Origin of the sequence: Sorangium sp. So ce295 (assembly GCF_051527405.1) — a bacterium.
Classification (GTDB): Bacteria; Myxococcota_A; Polyangia; order Polyangiales; family Polyangiaceae; genus Sorangium; species Sorangium cellulosum_B.
In genome coordinates this window covers 10,713,453-10,729,229 of the sequence record NZ_CP150324.1, presented here as the reverse complement: position 1 = coordinate 10,729,229, position 15,777 = coordinate 10,713,453, and the positions used below count along the sequence as shown (strand labels likewise).

Sequence of the window (15,777 nt, the reverse complement as noted above, 5' to 3'; positions counted from 1 at the left end):
CCCTTTTTTCGCCGTGTCACCACGGTGGAGACCCGCGGTCGACGACCGAGCTGACGGGTGGCATGCTGACTGGAACACGCGTACAATTTCAGTACACGCCGGCTCGCCGCGCGAGCTTAGAGGGTCCTCGTGAAGCAATCGCACAAGACGCTGCTGCTCTGGGTTCTGCTGATCATGATGTTCTTGGCGATCTGGCAGTTCTTGAGCCCGGATTCCCGGCCCGCCACACAAGTCGCGTTCAGCGAGTTCATGGCCCAGGTCCAGGTCGAGGCCAAGGACAAGGATCCGCACGTCGAGTCGGTCACGATCAAGGACCGCGAGTACACCTTCTGGGTCAAGGACCCGAAGAGCGGGACGAAGACGAAGAAGGTCACGATCGGGCCTGACAACGCCGACGAGATCACGAAGACGATCGTCGACAACAAGGTCGCGGTGTTCTTCGAGAAGGAAGACACGTCGCCGTTCTGGCCGGGGGCGATCATGTACCTCCTGCCGACGGTCTTCCTGCTCGTGATGTTCTATCTGTTCATGCGCCAGCTCCAGGCCGGCGGCGGCAAGGCGATGAGCTTCGGCAAGTCGCGCGCCCGGCTGCTCAGCGAGGCGCAGAACAAGGTGACGTTCGCCGACGTCGCGGGCATCGACGAGGCGAAGGACGAGCTCGAGGAGATCATCGCGTTCCTCAAGGACCCGAAGAAGTTCCAGAAGCTCGGCGGCCGGATCCCGAAGGGCGTCCTGATGATGGGCCCCCCCGGGACGGGCAAGACGCTGCTCGCGCGCGCGATCGCCGGCGAGGCGGGCGTGCCGTTCTTCTCCATCTCCGGCTCGGATTTCGTCGAGATGTTCGTCGGCGTCGGCGCGAGCCGGGTGCGCGACCTGTTCGAGCAGGGAAAGAAGCACGCGCCGTGCATCATCTTCATCGATGAGATCGACGCGGTCGGCCGCCACCGCGGCGCGGGGCTCGGCGGCGGTCATGACGAGCGCGAGCAGACGTTGAACCAGCTGCTCGTCGAGATGGACGGCTTCGAGTCGAACGAGGGCGTGATCATCGTCGCCGCGACGAACCGCCCCGACGTCCTCGACCCGGCGATCCTGCGGCCTGGCCGCTTCGACCGGCGCATCGTCGTGAACCGCCCCGACGTGCGCGGCCGCGAGGGCATCCTCCGGGTCCACACGAAGAAGGTCCCGCTCGGCCCGGACGTCGACATGGAGATCCTGGCGCGGGGCACGCCCGGGTTCGTCGGCGCCGACATCGAGAACCTGGTCAACGAGGCGGCCCTCCTCGCGGCGCGTCAGGACAAGGACGTCGTCTCGATGGTCGACTTCGAGATGGCCAAGGACAAGGTGCTGATGGGCGCCGAGCGCCGCAGCATGGTCATCAGCGACGAGGAGAAGCGGACCACGGCCTACCACGAGGCCGGGCACGCGCTCGTCGCGAAGCTCCTGGAGAAGTTCTCGGATCCGGTCCACAAGGTGACGATCATCCCGCGCGGCCCGGCGCTCGGCCTCACGCAGCAGCTGCCGAAGGAGGACCGGCTCAGCATGTCGCGCGACTTCGCCAAGGCGCGGCTGTCGGTGCTGATGGGCGGCCGCGTGGCGGAGGAGATCGTGTTCGGCCAGTTCACGACGGGCGCGGGCAACGACATCAAGCAGGCGTCGAACCTCGCGCGGCGCATGGTGACCGAGTTCGGCATGAGCGACGTGATCGGGCCGATCTCGTACGGCGCTGACGAGGAGAGCGTGTTCCTCGGGCGCGATTTCACGAGCCGGCGCCGCGACTACTCGGAGACGATCGCCAATCAGATCGACGACGAGGTGCGGCGGTTCATCCTCGACTCCCACGCCGAGGCGCGGCAGCTCCTCACGGACAACCGCGAGATCCTCGAGCGGCTCGCCATTGCGCTCCTCGAGCGCGAGACGCTGGACGCCGAGGAGGTCGACGCCATCGTCGGGGGCCGCGAGCTGCCGCAGCGCCAGCGCGTCGTGATCCCGAGCTACAGCGACCGGGATCGCGCCGCCAAGGAGAAGCGCCGCGCGGCCAGCATCTTCGGCACCCCGAAGCCCGCCCCGAGCACCTGATCACGAAGCGCGGGGTGGCGCCCGATGCCTCGGGCGGCCCCCCGCGTACCTGAGGCGCCACGCGGGACGGCGCGGCGCCTCGAGCCCCTCGATTCCCTTCCCCAGCAGAAAAGCGGCGCGCGCTCCCGGGATCGCCTCAGGGGGCGGTCAGCGTTGCCTGCAGGAACGCCCACTGCTGCAGATCCGCCGGGCGGCCGTCGTCGTGCGCGCGGTTCGCCTTCGTGAAGATCGCCTGGGCGCCGTCACCGAAGATGAACAGGCCGTAGCCGAGCGCGAGGCGCAGCGGCTCCCACGGCTGCAAGGCGAGCGAGACGTCGATCTCGTGGCCCAGCGTCCGGCTCTCGTTGTCGCTGGCGGCGCCGACAGGGAGGAGGCGCGCTGTCACCCACCTGCCTGTCGGAGAGGCGAGGCCGACGAACGTGTATCCGGCGGCGACGGTCAGCGGGTCGAAGGGCGAGGCGCGGACGCTTCCGCCCCCCTCGATCACGTTGGACCACGCGTAGAGCCCCATGCGGCCGTGGTTGTTCTGCGCGTCGGGCAGGATCGGATCGAAGCGGCGTTGCGTCTCGCCCACCGCGAGCGTGCCGTCGTCGCCCGTCGCGTAAGCGCCGCGGGCGCTGAAGGTGAGGTGGGCGGGGAGCGCTGTCTCGAGCTCTGCCCGCGCTGCGGCCGCGAACGCGCCGAGAGCGCGGTCGGCCGCGAACGTTGCCACACGACCGAGCTCGTACGCCCCCTCGATCGCGTAACGAAAGCCCCGGCGGTCGCCGGAGACGCGCGCGTCGAGGACGACGGTGTCGCCGGGCGTGAGCCAGGCCGGGCGCGGCTCCCGGGTGATGCGCGCGAGCGCCGTGGCCTCGAGGTGGAGCAGGGGAGCGAGCCGCCAGATCGCGTTCAGGCCGTAGAGCTGGGACCCTGTCCCGGCGGCGATGGGCTTGCGCGTCCCCGCCACCTCGGGCGGAGCGCCTCCCGGCGCGGCGAGGAGCACGGCCATCGCCTCGAGGTCGACGTTGCCGAGCTGCAGCCCTGCGCGCACCGCGTCGAGCGATCGCCCGGTGAGCGTCTCGTCGTCCGCTCCGACGAGGCGGCCATCCCCCCACGCGATCCGCTGCCGGCCCAGCCGGATGAAGGCGCGGCGTCCCGAGCGCGCGCGCAGATCGATGTACGCCTCGTACGGCGCCGTCTCCGGGAGGGCCGGCTCGCCCGGCCCGACGAAGATCGCGTCGTCGTTCCCCCAGAGGCGCGCGTCCTGCAGCGTGACGACGCCCGTGACGGGGCCGCGCTCGACGCTCAGCCCGAGGCGCGCGCGCTGGGCGAAGAACCACTGTGTCTTGACGACGTTGCCCGTGTCGCTGAGCGGCGGCAGCGCGCCTCCGAAGCCCTCGGCGAGCACCGCGTTCGAGCTGTAGACGTCGCCGCCCGTGTCGACCGGGTACCGGCGGAACTCTCCGCGGAGCCGGAGCTCCACCGAGGGGCGGAACGTGAACCCGCCGACGGCCAAGCCCTCCGACTGCGGCGACGCCTGCGCCGCCGCCCTCCTGGGCGCGAACGTGAGCGCGAGGAGCGCCGATCCCAGAGCGATGGAGGCGAACGGCAGGGATCGGATCATCAGCGAGGAGGGCCGGAGCGCGGGGGCGTCGAACTGCACATGTGCGGCCAGGGCCGCGGCGTTCAGGCGGGCCGCGCTCCTGGATCGCTCGCGCGAGGATAGGCGTCTCGATGCGCGTCGGACAAGTGGGGAAGCGGCTCCGCTCCTCCCCGGCGGCCCCGGCGTCCAGCGGGGCCAGCGCGCGCCGTGCGGCGTGCGCGGTGCGCGATGCCGACGATGTCAGGGATCGAAATCGTCCTCGCCGTGCGACGTCGGTGGCTTCGGCGGCTTCGGGGCGGCCCCCGTGCTGCTCCCGCGCCGCGGCGGCGCCTTCACGCTCGCGGCGGGTTGCCTCGTCGGCGGTCGGCTCGCCGCGCCCCGCCGCGCCGGAGCGTCGCCCGAATCGACGGCGAGCACCAGATCGAGCGCGAGCTTCGACGCCCTGCCGGCATGTCGATCCGCGGCCGCGCCCGCCTCCGCGATCACGCGTTCGGCCGCCGCGAGCTCGTGCTTCACCTCGCGACGCTGCGGATCGTCCGCGAGCGCCTCTGCCCACGTGGCCGAAAGCGACGCCCGCTTCTTCTCGAGCTCCGCGGCGCGGTTCGAGAGCTCGCCGAGCTGCTTCGACGTCGCGAGGGAGCTCTTCAAGGACGCCTCGAACGCCGCGATGGTGTCCCTGTCCTCCGCGTCCAGCGAGCGCCCGCCTCGGGCGCTCGCGATCCGCGCCTCTGGCACGAGCTCGACCTGGAGCAGCACGCCCGCCGCGCGGAGCTCCGCCGCGCGCGCGCGCGCCGCTTCGAGCGCCGCCTTGCTGTCCGATTTCGGATCGAGCCCCAGCGCGCGCGACAGCTCGGCCGGCGCTGCGTTCGAGAGCTCCTCGGCCTTCAGCGACTCGTCGCGGAGCGCCCGGGTGGCCTCGAAGAACTCGTCGTAGGGCTGCTTGCCCGTGCGCAGGGCCTGTCCCTGATCGAGCAGCGAGACCTGCGCGGTGCACGCGGCGAGCAGGGGCGCGTGCGGCGCGACCAGCAGCAGCGCGAGCGCCGCCACGCGGAGCCGGCTCGCGCGGCCCGGCGGCCTCGTCACCCGCATTGGAGGATGACCCCCCAGAGCTCGTAGCTCGCGGCAGGCTTCGAGAGGAACACCACGCCCACGTAACCCGAGCGCGACGATACGCCGAGCACGCCTTGCCCGAAGTTCCCGGCCGGCGGCGAGAGCGCGATCGGATCCCCGATGGGGGAGAAGTTGGCGGCCAGGGTCTGCGCGCGCATGGCGCGGCTCCCCGGCGGGCCCTCGGTCCACACGAGGAGCCAGCGTCCATCGCCGAGCCCCGCGATATCCGGCGCGAAGGCGTCCCCCCCGGGGCCGCCGGAAGGGAGCGGGATCACCTGGGTCGACCTGGGGATGGTGCCCGGAGCGGCCTGCCCGGCGCGGATCTCCCATCGCCCGTCCGCTGGCCGATCGGCAAAGACGACGGCGAGCGCGCGCTCGTTCCATCCGAGCGATGGCTTGCCGATCGAGCCTCCGGAGCCGATCACCCGGGTGAGCTCGCCGACGGGCTTGCGCTCGGCGTCGAGCCAGCCTGCCCACACGGCCTTCTCGCGGCGGAACGCGACGGCGTAGCCGCTGGCGCCGGCCGCGAGCGCGCGCGGCGCCTCGAGCGGCTCATCCCCTTGCACCGGCCAGAGCGGGGAGGGGGCGGCGTCGGGAGCATCGGCCGCCACCAGAGCGCCGTCCGCCAGACCGACGACGAACGACCTCGGCCCCGGCACGCTGACGGGAGAGCGGATGGCCTGCTGCGCTGCCGTGAGGACGGTGAAGCGCTCCTCGACCGGCGAGATGCTCACGATGTCGGCGGCCTCTCGGTTCGAGAACCGCTCGCTTCGCTCCCCGGTCGCGGGATCGATCTCGAGGCCGACGGCCTCCATGGGGCTCTTCGCGTACCCCACCACGAGCTTGCCGCCCTTCGTCGCCGTGACCTCGAAGGGGATGCTCTTCGCAACGAGCGGCGCCCATGGCTGGGGCTGACGCGCCACCCAGCAAGGCTTCGGCGGGACGGGGATCGCCGAGCGCGCGGCGTCCTGCGCTGCGCCGAGCGTCGTGCGCGCCGTCCCGACCGGCGACTGGCGCGCGGTCGTGACGGAGCGGCGGCCCGCGAAGAAGGCGACGACGCTCATGAGCAGCGCCGCCCCGCAGAGGCCGACGAGCGACGAGACCGGTACGGTCACCGCTGCAGAGAGCCCCTTGCCGTCACCGCGTCGCGCCGCGAGCGCGCGCGGGTTGAGCCCTGGCGGGCCGTTGCCCGATCCGGGGACAGAGCCCCGATCCGATCGCTGGCCCGAGGCCTGCAGCGCGTCGGCAGCCGTCGCGCTGCGCTGCGGGTTCGGCAGCCCCGGCCACGAGCGCATCGCCGGGTGCCCCTGCGACGCGCTCGATCCGACGCCGACCGACGGGATCGTCGCATACTCGCGGCGCCCCATCGGCGCCTCGGCGGCCAGAGGAGAGCGCTTCGTCTCGCTGGGCACGGGCGGCGTGGGGAGCTCCGGGCTCTCGCGGCGCAGCACCGTGGTGGAGGGCTCCGGGGCGTCGCCGCGATCGCGGCTCGCCGCGGGATCGCGGCCGTCGGCGGCCGGCGTGTCCTCGGCGCTGCGGGGCGAGGGACCGTCGGCGGACGTCGCTGGGCTCGCAGGGCGAGAGCCAGGCGACGCCATCGCCGCGGGGCCGGCGACCGTGACAGGCGCCGCTTCGGCCGGCGGGGCCGGCGCAGCGAGGGGCAAGGTCGGCGTCGCCAGCGGGGCCGACGGCGCGGGGGGCGCTGCGATCAAGGGCGTGGCGCGGGGCGCGTCCGCAGGGGGGCGCGGCGGCGGCGCGGGGAGCGCTCCGAGACGGACGAGAGCCTTTGCGCCGGCCGCCGTCTGATCCGACGCGTCAGGCGCGCGCGGGCCTGCAGGCCGCTTCCCGGCGACCGCGGGGAACCGGACCGGAACTGGAGGTGGCGGCACGGAACGCTTCCCCGTGAGCGCGGGGCGCTTCGTGGCGCGACCGGGGCTCGACGGCGCCGGTGGCCCCGCCGAAAGAGGCTTGCCGGCGCCCTGATCCGCGCCGGTCGTCGCTCCGCCGCGCCCATCGTTCTGCGGTGCAGCGCCCGCCAGCTTCGCGTCGCGATCGACGGGGAGAGGCGGCGGCCGGGGTGGTCTCGCCTCCGCGCGCGACGTCGTACCGCCCGCGGCTCTCGGCGCCGTTCCCGGGCTGCTGGGCGCGGCCGCGCCCGCCGCGCGCCTCGGCGGCGCCGGCTCATCGCCGTCCGCCGTCGCGCCGGCGCCTCCCGCGGCGCTGCCTGCGTCTGCGGCAGGGCGCTGACCCGCGGAGGTCTCCTCGGGTTCCTCCGCCCCCGAGGGGAGCTTCGGCGCGCGCGGGATCTCGGTCGGTCCCTGGTCGCCGGGCGAGGGGCCGTCGTAACGGGGGAGCTGGGTGATCGCGCGGGCGACCCCCGCATCGAACGTCCCGCCCGCGGCTGGCACGACGATCGGCGCGCTCTGTCCGCTGGCCGGCGCGTCTGCCGGCGCCTCGACGCCTGTGAGCGTCCTCATGGACTCTCGCTTGCGCGGCGGCAGGGGAGGCGGCTTCGGTCGCGTTGTCGCCCGGCTCGCGTGCGGCGCCGCGGGCCTCCGCCCGTTCGAGGACCTCTCCGTGGGCGCCGGGCCGACGGGCTGCCCGCTGCGGGCGGGCGCTGCACCCAGATCCTCGATGAGCTCGAGCTCCAGCGCCGCGCCGTCCTCGCGAGCGGCCTCTTCAACCCCGGCGGCCGGCCCCTCGGGCGCAGCGGTGCGCGCCTCGGGCTTGCGCCGGAGCTGGGCGGCGTCGGCGAGCTCCGGCTGCCTGGACGCGGGCGCCCAGGCGTCCATGCCCTTGCGCCAGACGAGCGTGGAGCCTGGAATGATCCCGGCAGCCAGCGCGCTGCGCAGCTCGGCGGTGCCCAGGCTCCGCTGGACGCCACGCTCATCCGTCCATCTCCACGCGCTCAACGGGGGCCCCTCCGCCAGCTGGTAGAGCGCCGGAATTTCAGGACGTGAACCACGATGATCGCGATCGTACCGCGCGTCGTTTGCAAAGAGATCTTCTTTCGTGCGCCCACGCAACCGCACGTCCACTCACGACGAAGATCGCGCTGGTAGCTCATGAGCCTTTCCAGCGCCCTCGTCGCCGCAGTCCGCTCCGTGGTCGCCGCCGCTGCGCACACGCTCAGCCCGCCGGCCTGTGCGGGCTGTGACACCCCGATCGCCTGTGCCTCGGTGTTCTGCGCCGATTGCGCGCGGACCTCCGTGCCTTACGCAGGGGGGGCGCCGCGAGGAGGCGCGGGCACGCGCGCCGCTGCGGGAGCACCTCTCGTCGCGTTCGCTCCGTTTGGCGGGGCGGTTGCGGAAGGTATCCGGCGCTTCAAGTACGGAGATCGTCCGGATCTCGCGCGGCCGCTCGGCCGGTTGATGCTCTGCGCGGCGCGCGATGCGGACGTGCGCGTCGACCTCGTTGTCCCGGTGCCGCTGCATCCGCGTCGTCTCGCCGAGCGCGGGTACAACCAGGCCGCCCTGCTGGCCGCGCACGTCGCTGACGGACTCGCGGTGTCCTTCGCCCCACGGGCCCTCTGCCGTGTCCGTCCCACCGCGCAGCAGGCGCAGCTCCCGCGCGATCTCCGCCTGCAGAACGTGGCAGGTGCGTTTCGCGTGCACGCGCCCGAGCGCGTCCAGCGCCGGAGGGTCGCGCTCATCGACGACGTGGCGACCACGGGGGCCACGCTCGAGGCGTGTCGAGATGCGCTCCTCGGCGCGGGCGCCGTTTCGGTGATCTACCTCGTCCTCGCGACGGCCGAGAGCGGGGCGGACGAGCTCAGAAGCTCACCTCCGTCAGCACACCGCACTTGACGCGGACGGTCCTGCCCTCGGTGAGCCATCGCGTGCCGTCGCGCGTCGGCTCGCCGAGTCGAACGAAAAAGCGCCCGCAACGCACCTCGACGGGTCGCTCGCTGGGTCCCACCGGCACGCCCGTCACGTAGACGGTCGCATTCTGGGAGGAGTTGAGCTTGAGCAGGCCGTGGCCCTTTCGCGGGGTCGGCGGAGTCGTCGCTGCAGCGTCGACGGATGTCTGTTGTTGAAGGGCTGCCGTCTCGGTGGCTGATGGTGCTGGAGGTGCCGCGGCCTCGATGGCTGATGGTGCTGGAGGTGCCGCGGCCTCGGTGCTTGGCGGTACTGGCGGTGGCGCAGCCTCAGCACGTGGCGTCGGGGATGCGGTCGGCGTCGGCTGTGCCGTGGCCTCGGTCGCGCTCGCCAGCTGCATGGGGACGGCTGCTTGCTTTGAAGCCACAGCGGTGATGCTTACAGGACCGCCGGTGGTCACGATCGCCGGTCGAGGTGCTCGGCTGCGTGCCGCCAGTTCGGGCAGGCTCGTCTCGACGGTATACACCCCCAGCGCAAACAGGATGGTTGCTGTCGCCAGCGCAACTCCGGCGGTGCCGAGCGGCGAGAGCGGCTTCGACAGAGGCGCCGCGACTGACTCAGGTTGAGGCGAGACCGAACCAGGCTGGGGCGAGGGCGGCTTCGAGGGGGGGCCATCGCCCGACCCAGGTTGAGGTACGTCCACGCCCGTCGACCCAGGTTGAGGTACGTCCGACCCAGGTTGGGGGGCGTCCGACCCAGGTTGGGGGGCGTCCGACCCAGGTTGAGGGGCGTCCGTCGAGAACATCGGGCGCCACTTTAGCGGGATCGCTGCCGCCCCGGATTCCCCGGTCGGCGGCCCACCCGCCGGAAGCGCAGGAGCTTCGCCGTCGGAGCCGCTCTCGAGAGCAAGCACCAACGTCGGATGTGTGCTGGAATACATCCGTGTACGTCGTCGCACATCCACTGACGTGGATTCGCAGGAGGTTGCCGCGCGGTCGTCGTGTGCTCGCCGCCGGGGTGCTCGACACCCTCGGGCTCCTGGATCGCTTCCTCTGGCTGCGCGCGAAGCTTCGGCTGCCCGTGCTCTCCGTGTTCACCTACCACCGCATCGCGGAAGTCTCGGAGGTGGACGAGCTCGATCCCGGGGTCGCCGAGGTGAGCGCGCGCGAGTTCGAGGAGCAGCTCGCGGTCATCAAGACGCACGGCACCGTGGTGTCCCTCCGGGACGTGCGGCTCCTCGCGAAGGGGCGGAAGCTCCCGCCGAACCCCGTCATGGTCGCGTTCGACGACGGCTACCGTGACAACCACGACGTCGCGTTGCCCCTCCTCGAGCGCGCGGGGGTCACGGCCACGTTCTTCATCGCCACCGGGTACCCCGACAGGGGCCGCCTCTTCTGGTGGGATCGCGTCGCGCTCCTCATGCACCGGTGCCGTCGGGCGCGCGTCGAGATCGCCTACCCAGCGACCCTCGTGCTCGAGCCGCTGCGCGACCCGATCGCGGCGGCGATGCTCGTCTGCCAGACCATCAAGCGCACCTCCGGCGTCGACATCGGGCGCCTCTGGGACGAGATCGAGCGCGCCACGGGGGTGTCGATCGACCTCGGCGAGGAGCGCGCGCTCGCGACCAGGACGATCATGGACTGGAACCACATCGGGGCGCTGCGCCGGGCGGGCATGGACGTGCAGTCGCACTCGCACAGCCATCGTGTCCTCCAGACGCTCTCGCCGGAAGAGGCCACTCGCGATCTTGCGCGCTCCCGGCGCGTGCTCTCCGACGCCCTGAACGAGGCCGTGCACGCGGTCGCGTACCCCGTCGGATACAGCCTGTGCGGCGCGTTCCATCGCGCCGTGAAGGAGGCCGGCTTCGAGATCGGCTTCACCAACAACTCCGGCCTTTGCATGCTCTCGTCCTTCGACCCCCTGAATTTCCCGCGCATCGCCATGGACCGCGGGCAGATCGGCGCGCTCTTCAAGCTCAAGCTGCTCATCGGCCAGCGGCCCGGCTCCCGGTCCGGCCGCTGATCGAGCAAAGACCGCGCGCCGCTCCGCCGCCGCGCGCCCCGAGCGCCTCCGCTCGCTCGACGCCGCCTCGGCCGGCGCGCGTGTGGCCTGGGCTGTGCACGTGCACGTCGCTGGGCCGGTTCTGCACGCGCGTGGCCTCGATGGGCCAGGAAAGCTGCTGCGCAGCCTGTTCGACGAAGGGGGGCTCCCGTGAAAGGCACAATCCATGAACGCAGCTTCCGCGCCGCCGCCTCCATGCTCGGCGCAGCCTCGCTGATCTCCGCGGCCCTCGCGTCGGGATGCGGCGGCGCGTCGGCGCCCGCCGCCTCCGCGAAGGCGCCCGCGCGACCCGCGCAGGCATCGCCCGACGGGCAGGGCGCGCGGGGGGCCAGCGTCGAGCAGCGCGAGCAGCGCGAGGCCCAGCGCGCCTGGTGCGTGTACCTCGAGGCGCTCTACCAGCGGGCCACCGAGCAGGCGAAGGGCTGGCCGAAGTTCGAGCAATGCACGCAGATGACGACGATGGCCTCGCCGAAGATGCTCCGCGCGACCTCGGAGTGCTCGCTGGCAGCGCTGCGGCGCTTCGAGGGCGATCCCTTCACCGCCGCCTATGCGGAGGAGGTGAGCCGCTGCGGCTCCGAGGCCATGACGGCCACCACGCTCCCGCGCGCCGACCTGGCGCCGTACATGGCCGTCCTCTGCGGCCGCCTCGCGGGGTGCGGAGACCTCGATTACGACACCTGCCGGCAGAGCCTGGAGGACGGCCTCGGCCCGCAGCTCGAGCGAGCCATCGGCGCGATGAACAGCCGCGGCCGGCACGAGGTCCGCGCCTGCTTCGGCAAGCTCGCGTGCGGCGCCGATCTCGGCCCCCAGATCTCCGCGTGCCTCGAGCCCATCATGGACGACCTGCTCTGGCTGCCGGGGTGAAGGGCCGCCGCGCGGCGCTCCGCCGCGCCCAGAGCGGCGGCGCTGCGGGGCGGTCAGCCGGCGGAGCCCGGCAGGCGGCAGCGCGCGATCAGGGGGACATGATCGGATAGCCCCGCGAACGCGCCCTTGTGCCCGAACGGGTGCGTGCCCGTGAAGTCCAGCCACTGGAGGCGCTCGGACGAGTAGACGTGGTCGAGGTGCATGCGGAGGTTCATGAAGCCGGCCGTCGGGAAGGCGCGCGCCTCGGTCTCGGAGAGGCAGCGGACCTTCGCGAACGCGTCCACGAAGCCGATCTCCTCGCGCAGGAAGCGATCGACCGGCGAGCCTGGCAGCGAGTTGAAATCGCCGACCACCACGAAATTGTCGCTCCGGCGCTCGCGGCGGACGAAGTCGGCGAGCACCCTCGCCTCCTCGATCTGATTGGGCCCGAACCCCATCCGCGCCTCGCCTGTCCAGAACTCCCGCGAGAACACGCTCGGCAGGCTGAGGTGGGTGTTGAACACATCGAAGCTCTGCCCGCTCTCGTGCTCGAACGACACGTGCGCGCAGATGCGCGTCTGCTTCAGGCTCTTGACCCCCCGCCGATGGGTGATGTCGTGCGGGCGCTCCGCGTTGTGGTGTCCGATGTGGAATGTGTCGCGCGCGAGCACCGCGAGCCCGGTCGTGTAGATGTTCGTCCGCGAGGTAAGCCTGTAGGTGTGCGCGGGGAAGTAGTAGGCGACGTAGCGCTCGCGCCGCTCTGTCTGCGCCAGCGCCGCGTGCAGCTCCGTCATCAGGCGATCGAGCTGGGTCTCTTCCGGGTGCCAGCGCGGGTTCATCGTCGAGGACCTCAGCGACTGGGTCTCGACCTCCTGGAGGCACACGAGATCGGGCAGCGGGGACATCCGCGCGAGCGTCGTCGCGATCCGGGTGATGGCGGCGCTCGTCGAGGCGATGCCCCGCAAGCCGTGCCCGAAGTAGCGGACGTTATAGGTGACGATCCTGAGCGCCGTGGCGTCGTCGCGCGGCGTCCCGTGGCCGCGGAGAGCGCCGGGCGCCGCGCGCGTCGAGGTCGGGTCCGGTGCCCGCTCCTCAGGTGTTGTGCCGCTCGAACGAGGTGGGAGGCGTCGCTCGGTCATGTATCCTCTCGCCCATGGGCAAGAACGTCATCGTTTCCGAGGATACCATTCGTGACCTGCTGGAAGCGCATGCCTCCCTCTCCGCCTGGTATTACGAGCTCTGGTCGGCCCTGCGGGTCGCGAAGGCCTCGGCGAGCGCCCCCGATGATGCGGCCCGTGCGGCGTTTGTCGAGCGGATGGCCATGAGCTTCCCGGAGGTCGCGTCGATCGCCCGCTCCATCCAGGTGCCGAGGATGTTCGTCCCGCCGCCGCCCGCGGTGAGCGTGCCCCCCGTCGCGGCGGGGGAGACGGGAGGAGATGAGGCCCCGACAGCGATCGAGCCCGCGCCCGCCCGGCTGCGGGAGCTCCACGGCCAGCCACCGAAGAGCCAGCCAGGATCGGACCCCACCGATGAGCCCGCCCCTGCGCCGTCACAACCTGCGATCGCCCCTCCACCGCTGGTGGTCCCGTCGACCGTGAAATACGACACCTGAGGTCGAGTGCCCCCTCGGCCGGACTCCCGAGCTTTCACAACACGGCACGCCTCGCGTGCTCACCCTCAGCGCGCCTCCCGCGCTGCTCCTTCAGAGCCGTCAGCGCGCCGGGCCGCGGGGGGCCTTGCGACGCGCGAGGAGCTGCTCGGCCTCGGCGGCCCCTGTCATGTCGAACCCGGGGTTCAGATCGAGCGCGTCCCGCACGAGCCGCTCGCCTCGCGCCAGGTCCCCCAGGGCGATCCGGATCGCCCCGGCGTGGTAGAGCAAGCGCGCGTCCCTCGTGCCGAGCGCCAGCGCCCTGTCGCTGGCCGCGCGCGCTTCGGCCAGCTTGCCCGCGCGGTACAGCGCCCAGGCGTGAATGTCCTCGGTGTAGATGTCTGCGCGGACGGCGCGCTCCGCGTCGGCGAGGCGGAGCGCCTCGTCGCGCTCCAGGCCCTTGGTCGCGTAGTACAGCGCGAGGGTCCGCCGGTCCGACCGCTGCCCCGCGTCGACCGCTCCGGCGTAGGCTCGCGCTGCGCCGGCGTGGTCGCCTGCAGCCATCCTGGCGTCGCCGAGCAGCCACGCGGTCTCCGCGTCCGGGCGCTGCTGGTGGGCCCGCTCGAGGAGCTCGACGGCGCGGCCCCACGCGCCGCGGGCCAGCGCGACGCGCGCCCTGCCGGCGAGCGCCGGCGGATACCCGGCCTGCGCGGCGAGCGCCCGCTCGAAGCCCAGGTCTGCGCCCTCGTGGTCGCCCTCGTGCCAGAACATCATGGCCGCCTGGGTCAGGGTCCACGCGAGCGCCTCGGGTTCGCCCGGGTCGCCGGCGTCGATCGCGAGGCGGATGATCCGCTTCGCCGTCGCCGCGTCGCCCTGGAGCCACCGGAGGTGTGCGGCCCGCGCGTAGGACGGCAGGCCGGGCCGCTGGTCGACCATCCGCTGCGCGGCGTGCGCCGCGACCTGGAAGGCGCCGAGCGCGAGGGCGGCGTCGCTGAGCGTCCCGAGCGCGAGCGCGTCGCCCTCGTCCCGCGAGAGGACCCGCTCCGCCGCGTCGCGCGCCTCGGTGAACCTGCGCTCGTGGATCAGCGCGAGGCCGAGCAGGTTGAGCGACGCGCGATCCCCTGCGGCCAGCGCGAGCCCGGCCTCCGCGCACGCGTGAGCCCGGCCGTAGAGCGACGGATCGCCCGAGGCGCGCGCCTTTCGTAGCCACGCGTGGCCGAGCGCGCTCCAGAGATCCGCGCCGTCGGGCGCCTTCGCGATACGCCGGGATAGCGCCTCGATCTCGCGATCGACGGCGCTCGCGCCCGCCGGGGCCGCGAGCGCGAGCGCGCGCGCCGCGTCGAGGCTAGAGGGCGCCGGCGCCTCGGCGGGGCGCCCGGTCGACGCCGTCGCGGCCGGGACGGCCTCGGCGCGCGGGCGCTCGGTGCAACCGAGGCTTCCGCTCAGGGCAGCGCAGGCGAAGAGGCAACCCGTTCGTCGCAGCATCGGAGCGCTGACCTCCCCTCGCGCCGGAGCTCCGCCCTGGGCGCGCCGTGGCTCTCCCGGGGGCGTCACAGGCTCGAGCCGATCGCGAAAGAGCTTGCCTCGCCGGCCTGCGCCGGCAAGCTCGCCGCTCCAGCGCATCGTTCGATCGACCAGCAGCGCGCAGCGCGGAGGAGATCGCATTGCCTGTCCAGACGGATGGCCACCGCCTGCAGCGGCTCTGCGCCGCGGCGCTGATCGTGCACCTCTGCGCCGCGTGTGCTCGCCGCACCTCGCCGGAGGCGGGCGCGACCGCGACGCCGTCGCCAGGGGCGGACGCGGACGCGGCGCCCTCGCCGGAGGCGGGCGCGACCGCGGCGCCCTCGCCGGCAGGGCCCGCGGAGAACCTGCCGGGCGACGAGATCACCCCCGTCTACGGGAAGGCCGAGGGCGCGCCGGAGCCGCTCGCGGCCCGGCTGTGCGACGCGCTTCACGCATTGCCCGCGCGGCGCAAGGCGGCGTGCTGCGGCGGCGCCGCGGGCTTCCAGGCCGCCGCCGAGTGCGTGCGCGCCCTGAGCGTCGCGGTGCGCGCGCGGGCGGTGAAGCTATCGACCGACGATGTGGGCCGCTGCGTCGAGGCGATGGAACGGTCGCTCGATGGGTGCGACTGGGTCTCTCCGCTCGCCGCCCCGGTCCCGCCAGCGTGCGAGGGGATCGTGCTGGGCGCGCTCGACGAGGGGGCCCGGTGCCGGTCGTCGCTCGAGTGCGCGGGCGGGCTGCGCTGCGAAGGCGCCGGCCCCACCGACGCGGGCACCTGCCGCGCCCCGCGCGCCGCGGGGCCCTGCGGCCTCTCGGTCGACGCGCTGGCCGCGGTCACCCGGCAGACGCGCTACGCCGAGGCGCACCCCGAGTGCCGCGGCCACTGCGCCGGGCGCGCGTGCGCGGACGACGTCCCGCTCGGCGGCCGCTGCGAGGCCCACGCGGCCTGCGGGCGGGGCCGCCGCTGCGTCGACGCGCGCTGCAGCGAGGCGGCGCTGCCCTCCGCCGGCGCCGCCTGCCTTGGCGGGCTCTGCGCGGCCGGCGCGCGCTGCGTGGACGGGCGCTGCGCGGCGCCGAAGGCCGAGGGCGAGGCCTGCACGCGCGACGGCGAGTGCCGCGCCGCGTGTGTTCGACGAGGGCGCGGGGGCGCCGCGGGCGGCGTGTGCGGGATGCGGTGCGCTGCGCCGTGACAGGCG

The 15,777-nt window shown here is 73.3% G+C and carries 11 protein-coding genes; 6 read left to right on the top strand and 5 right to left on the bottom strand.

Going from position 1 to position 15,777, the window contains the following annotated elements; translation table 11 throughout:
• The first annotated feature begins 129 nt into the window (after nt 1-129).
• Nucleotides 130-2,076 carry an ATP-dependent zinc metalloprotease FtsH gene (gene ftsH, locus WMF11_RS40685; protein ID WP_437545176.1) on the top strand — a complete coding sequence of 649 codons (1,947 nt, stop codon included), beginning with the start codon at nt 130-132 and terminating at the stop codon, nt 2,074-2,076.
• A gap of 136 nt (nt 2,077-2,212) precedes the next feature.
• Here ftsH and WMF11_RS40680 read toward each other — a convergent pair whose 3' ends face one another.
• The 3 genes from WMF11_RS40680 to WMF11_RS40670 all read right to left on the bottom strand — a co-directional run bounded on the left by WMF11_RS40680 (nt 2,213) and on the right by WMF11_RS40670 (nt 7,683).
• Nucleotides 2,213-3,682, bottom strand: a complete 1,470-nt coding sequence (locus WMF11_RS40680; RefSeq protein WP_437974611.1) for an alginate export family protein — start codon at nt 3,680-3,682, stop codon at nt 2,213-2,215.
• Nucleotides 3,683-3,901: 219 nt separating this feature from the next.
• Nucleotides 3,902-4,750 (bottom strand): hypothetical protein, encoded by an 849-nt coding sequence (locus WMF11_RS40675; RefSeq protein ID WP_437974610.1) that lies wholly within the window; start codon nt 4,748-4,750, stop codon nt 3,902-3,904.
• The gene (locus tag WMF11_RS40670) at nt 4,741-7,683 is read right to left on the bottom strand and encodes a GYF domain-containing protein (RefSeq protein ID WP_437974609.1); all 2,943 of its coding nucleotides are present in this window, start codon (nt 7,681-7,683) and stop codon (nt 4,741-4,743) included. The genes WMF11_RS40675 and WMF11_RS40670 overlap by 10 nt, the downstream gene beginning before the upstream one ends.
• A gap of 153 nt (nt 7,684-7,836) precedes the next feature.
• Here WMF11_RS40670 and WMF11_RS40665 point away from each other — a divergent pair, with 153 nt between their 5' ends.
• The 3 genes from WMF11_RS40665 (at nt 7,837) to WMF11_RS40655 (ending at nt 11,514) form a co-directional block, all read left to right on the top strand.
• Nucleotides 7,837-8,577 carry a ComF family protein gene (locus WMF11_RS40665; protein ID WP_437974608.1) on the top strand — a complete coding sequence of 247 codons (741 nt, stop codon included), beginning with the start codon at nt 7,837-7,839 and terminating at the stop codon, nt 8,575-8,577.
• Between the two features lie 996 nt (nt 8,578-9,573).
• Complete coding sequence (locus tag WMF11_RS40660) at nt 9,574-10,611, top strand: polysaccharide deacetylase family protein (protein WP_437545169.1); 1,038 nt, start codon at nt 9,574-9,576, stop codon at nt 10,609-10,611.
• 189 nt (nt 10,612-10,800) lie between these two features.
• Nucleotides 10,801-11,514, top strand: coding sequence for a hypothetical protein (locus tag WMF11_RS40655; RefSeq protein WP_437904495.1), 714 nt, complete (start codon nt 10,801-10,803; stop codon nt 11,512-11,514).
• Nucleotides 11,515-11,567: 53 nt separating this feature from the next.
• Here the strand turns inward: WMF11_RS40655 and WMF11_RS40650 are convergent, their stop codons facing one another.
• The gene (locus WMF11_RS40650; protein ID WP_437974607.1) at nt 11,568-12,632 is read right to left on the bottom strand and encodes an endonuclease/exonuclease/phosphatase family protein; all 1,065 of its coding nucleotides are present in this window, start codon (nt 12,630-12,632) and stop codon (nt 11,568-11,570) included.
• 14 nt (nt 12,633-12,646) lie between these two features.
• Here WMF11_RS40650 and WMF11_RS40645 point away from each other — a divergent pair, with 14 nt between their 5' ends.
• Nucleotides 12,647-13,105, top strand: a complete 459-nt coding sequence (locus tag WMF11_RS40645; RefSeq protein WP_437904494.1) for a hypothetical protein — start codon at nt 12,647-12,649, stop codon at nt 13,103-13,105.
• A gap of 99 nt (nt 13,106-13,204) precedes the next feature.
• Here the strand turns inward: WMF11_RS40645 and WMF11_RS40640 are convergent, their stop codons facing one another.
• A complete protein-coding gene (locus WMF11_RS40640; RefSeq protein ID WP_437974606.1) occupies nt 13,205-14,566 on the bottom strand; it encodes a tetratricopeptide repeat protein in 1,362 nt (453 codons plus the stop codon).
• 179 nt (nt 14,567-14,745) lie between these two features.
• Between WMF11_RS40640 and WMF11_RS40635 the strand changes: the two genes are divergently transcribed.
• Entirely contained in the window at nt 14,746-15,771 is a 1,026-nt protein-coding gene (locus WMF11_RS40635) for a hypothetical protein (protein ID WP_437974605.1), read from the top strand.
• Nucleotides 15,772-15,777 lie beyond the last annotated feature (6 nt).

What these genes read in the sequence shown, in the direction of transcription:
- WMF11_RS40680 (WP_437974611.1), bottom strand. Translation starts at nt 3,682, where the DNA reads ATGATCCGATCCCTGCCGTTCGCCTCCATCGCTCTGGGATCGGCGCTC.
- WMF11_RS40675 (WP_437974610.1), bottom strand. Translation starts at nt 4,750, where the DNA reads ATGCGGGTGACGAGGCCGCCGGGCCGCGCGAGCCGGCTCCGCGTGGCG.
- WMF11_RS40665 (WP_437974608.1), top strand. Translation starts at nt 7,837, where the DNA reads ATGAGCCTTTCCAGCGCCCTCGTCGCCGCAGTCCGCTCCGTGGTCGCC.
- WMF11_RS40650 (WP_437974607.1), bottom strand. Translation starts at nt 12,632, where the DNA reads ATGACCGAGCGACGCCTCCCACCTCGTTCGAGCGGCACAACACCTGAG.
- WMF11_RS40645 (WP_437904494.1), top strand. Translation starts at nt 12,647, where the DNA reads ATGGGCAAGAACGTCATCGTTTCCGAGGATACCATTCGTGACCTGCTG.
- WMF11_RS40640 (WP_437974606.1), bottom strand. Translation starts at nt 14,566, where the DNA reads ATGCTGCGACGAACGGGTTGCCTCTTCGCCTGCGCTGCCCTGAGCGGA.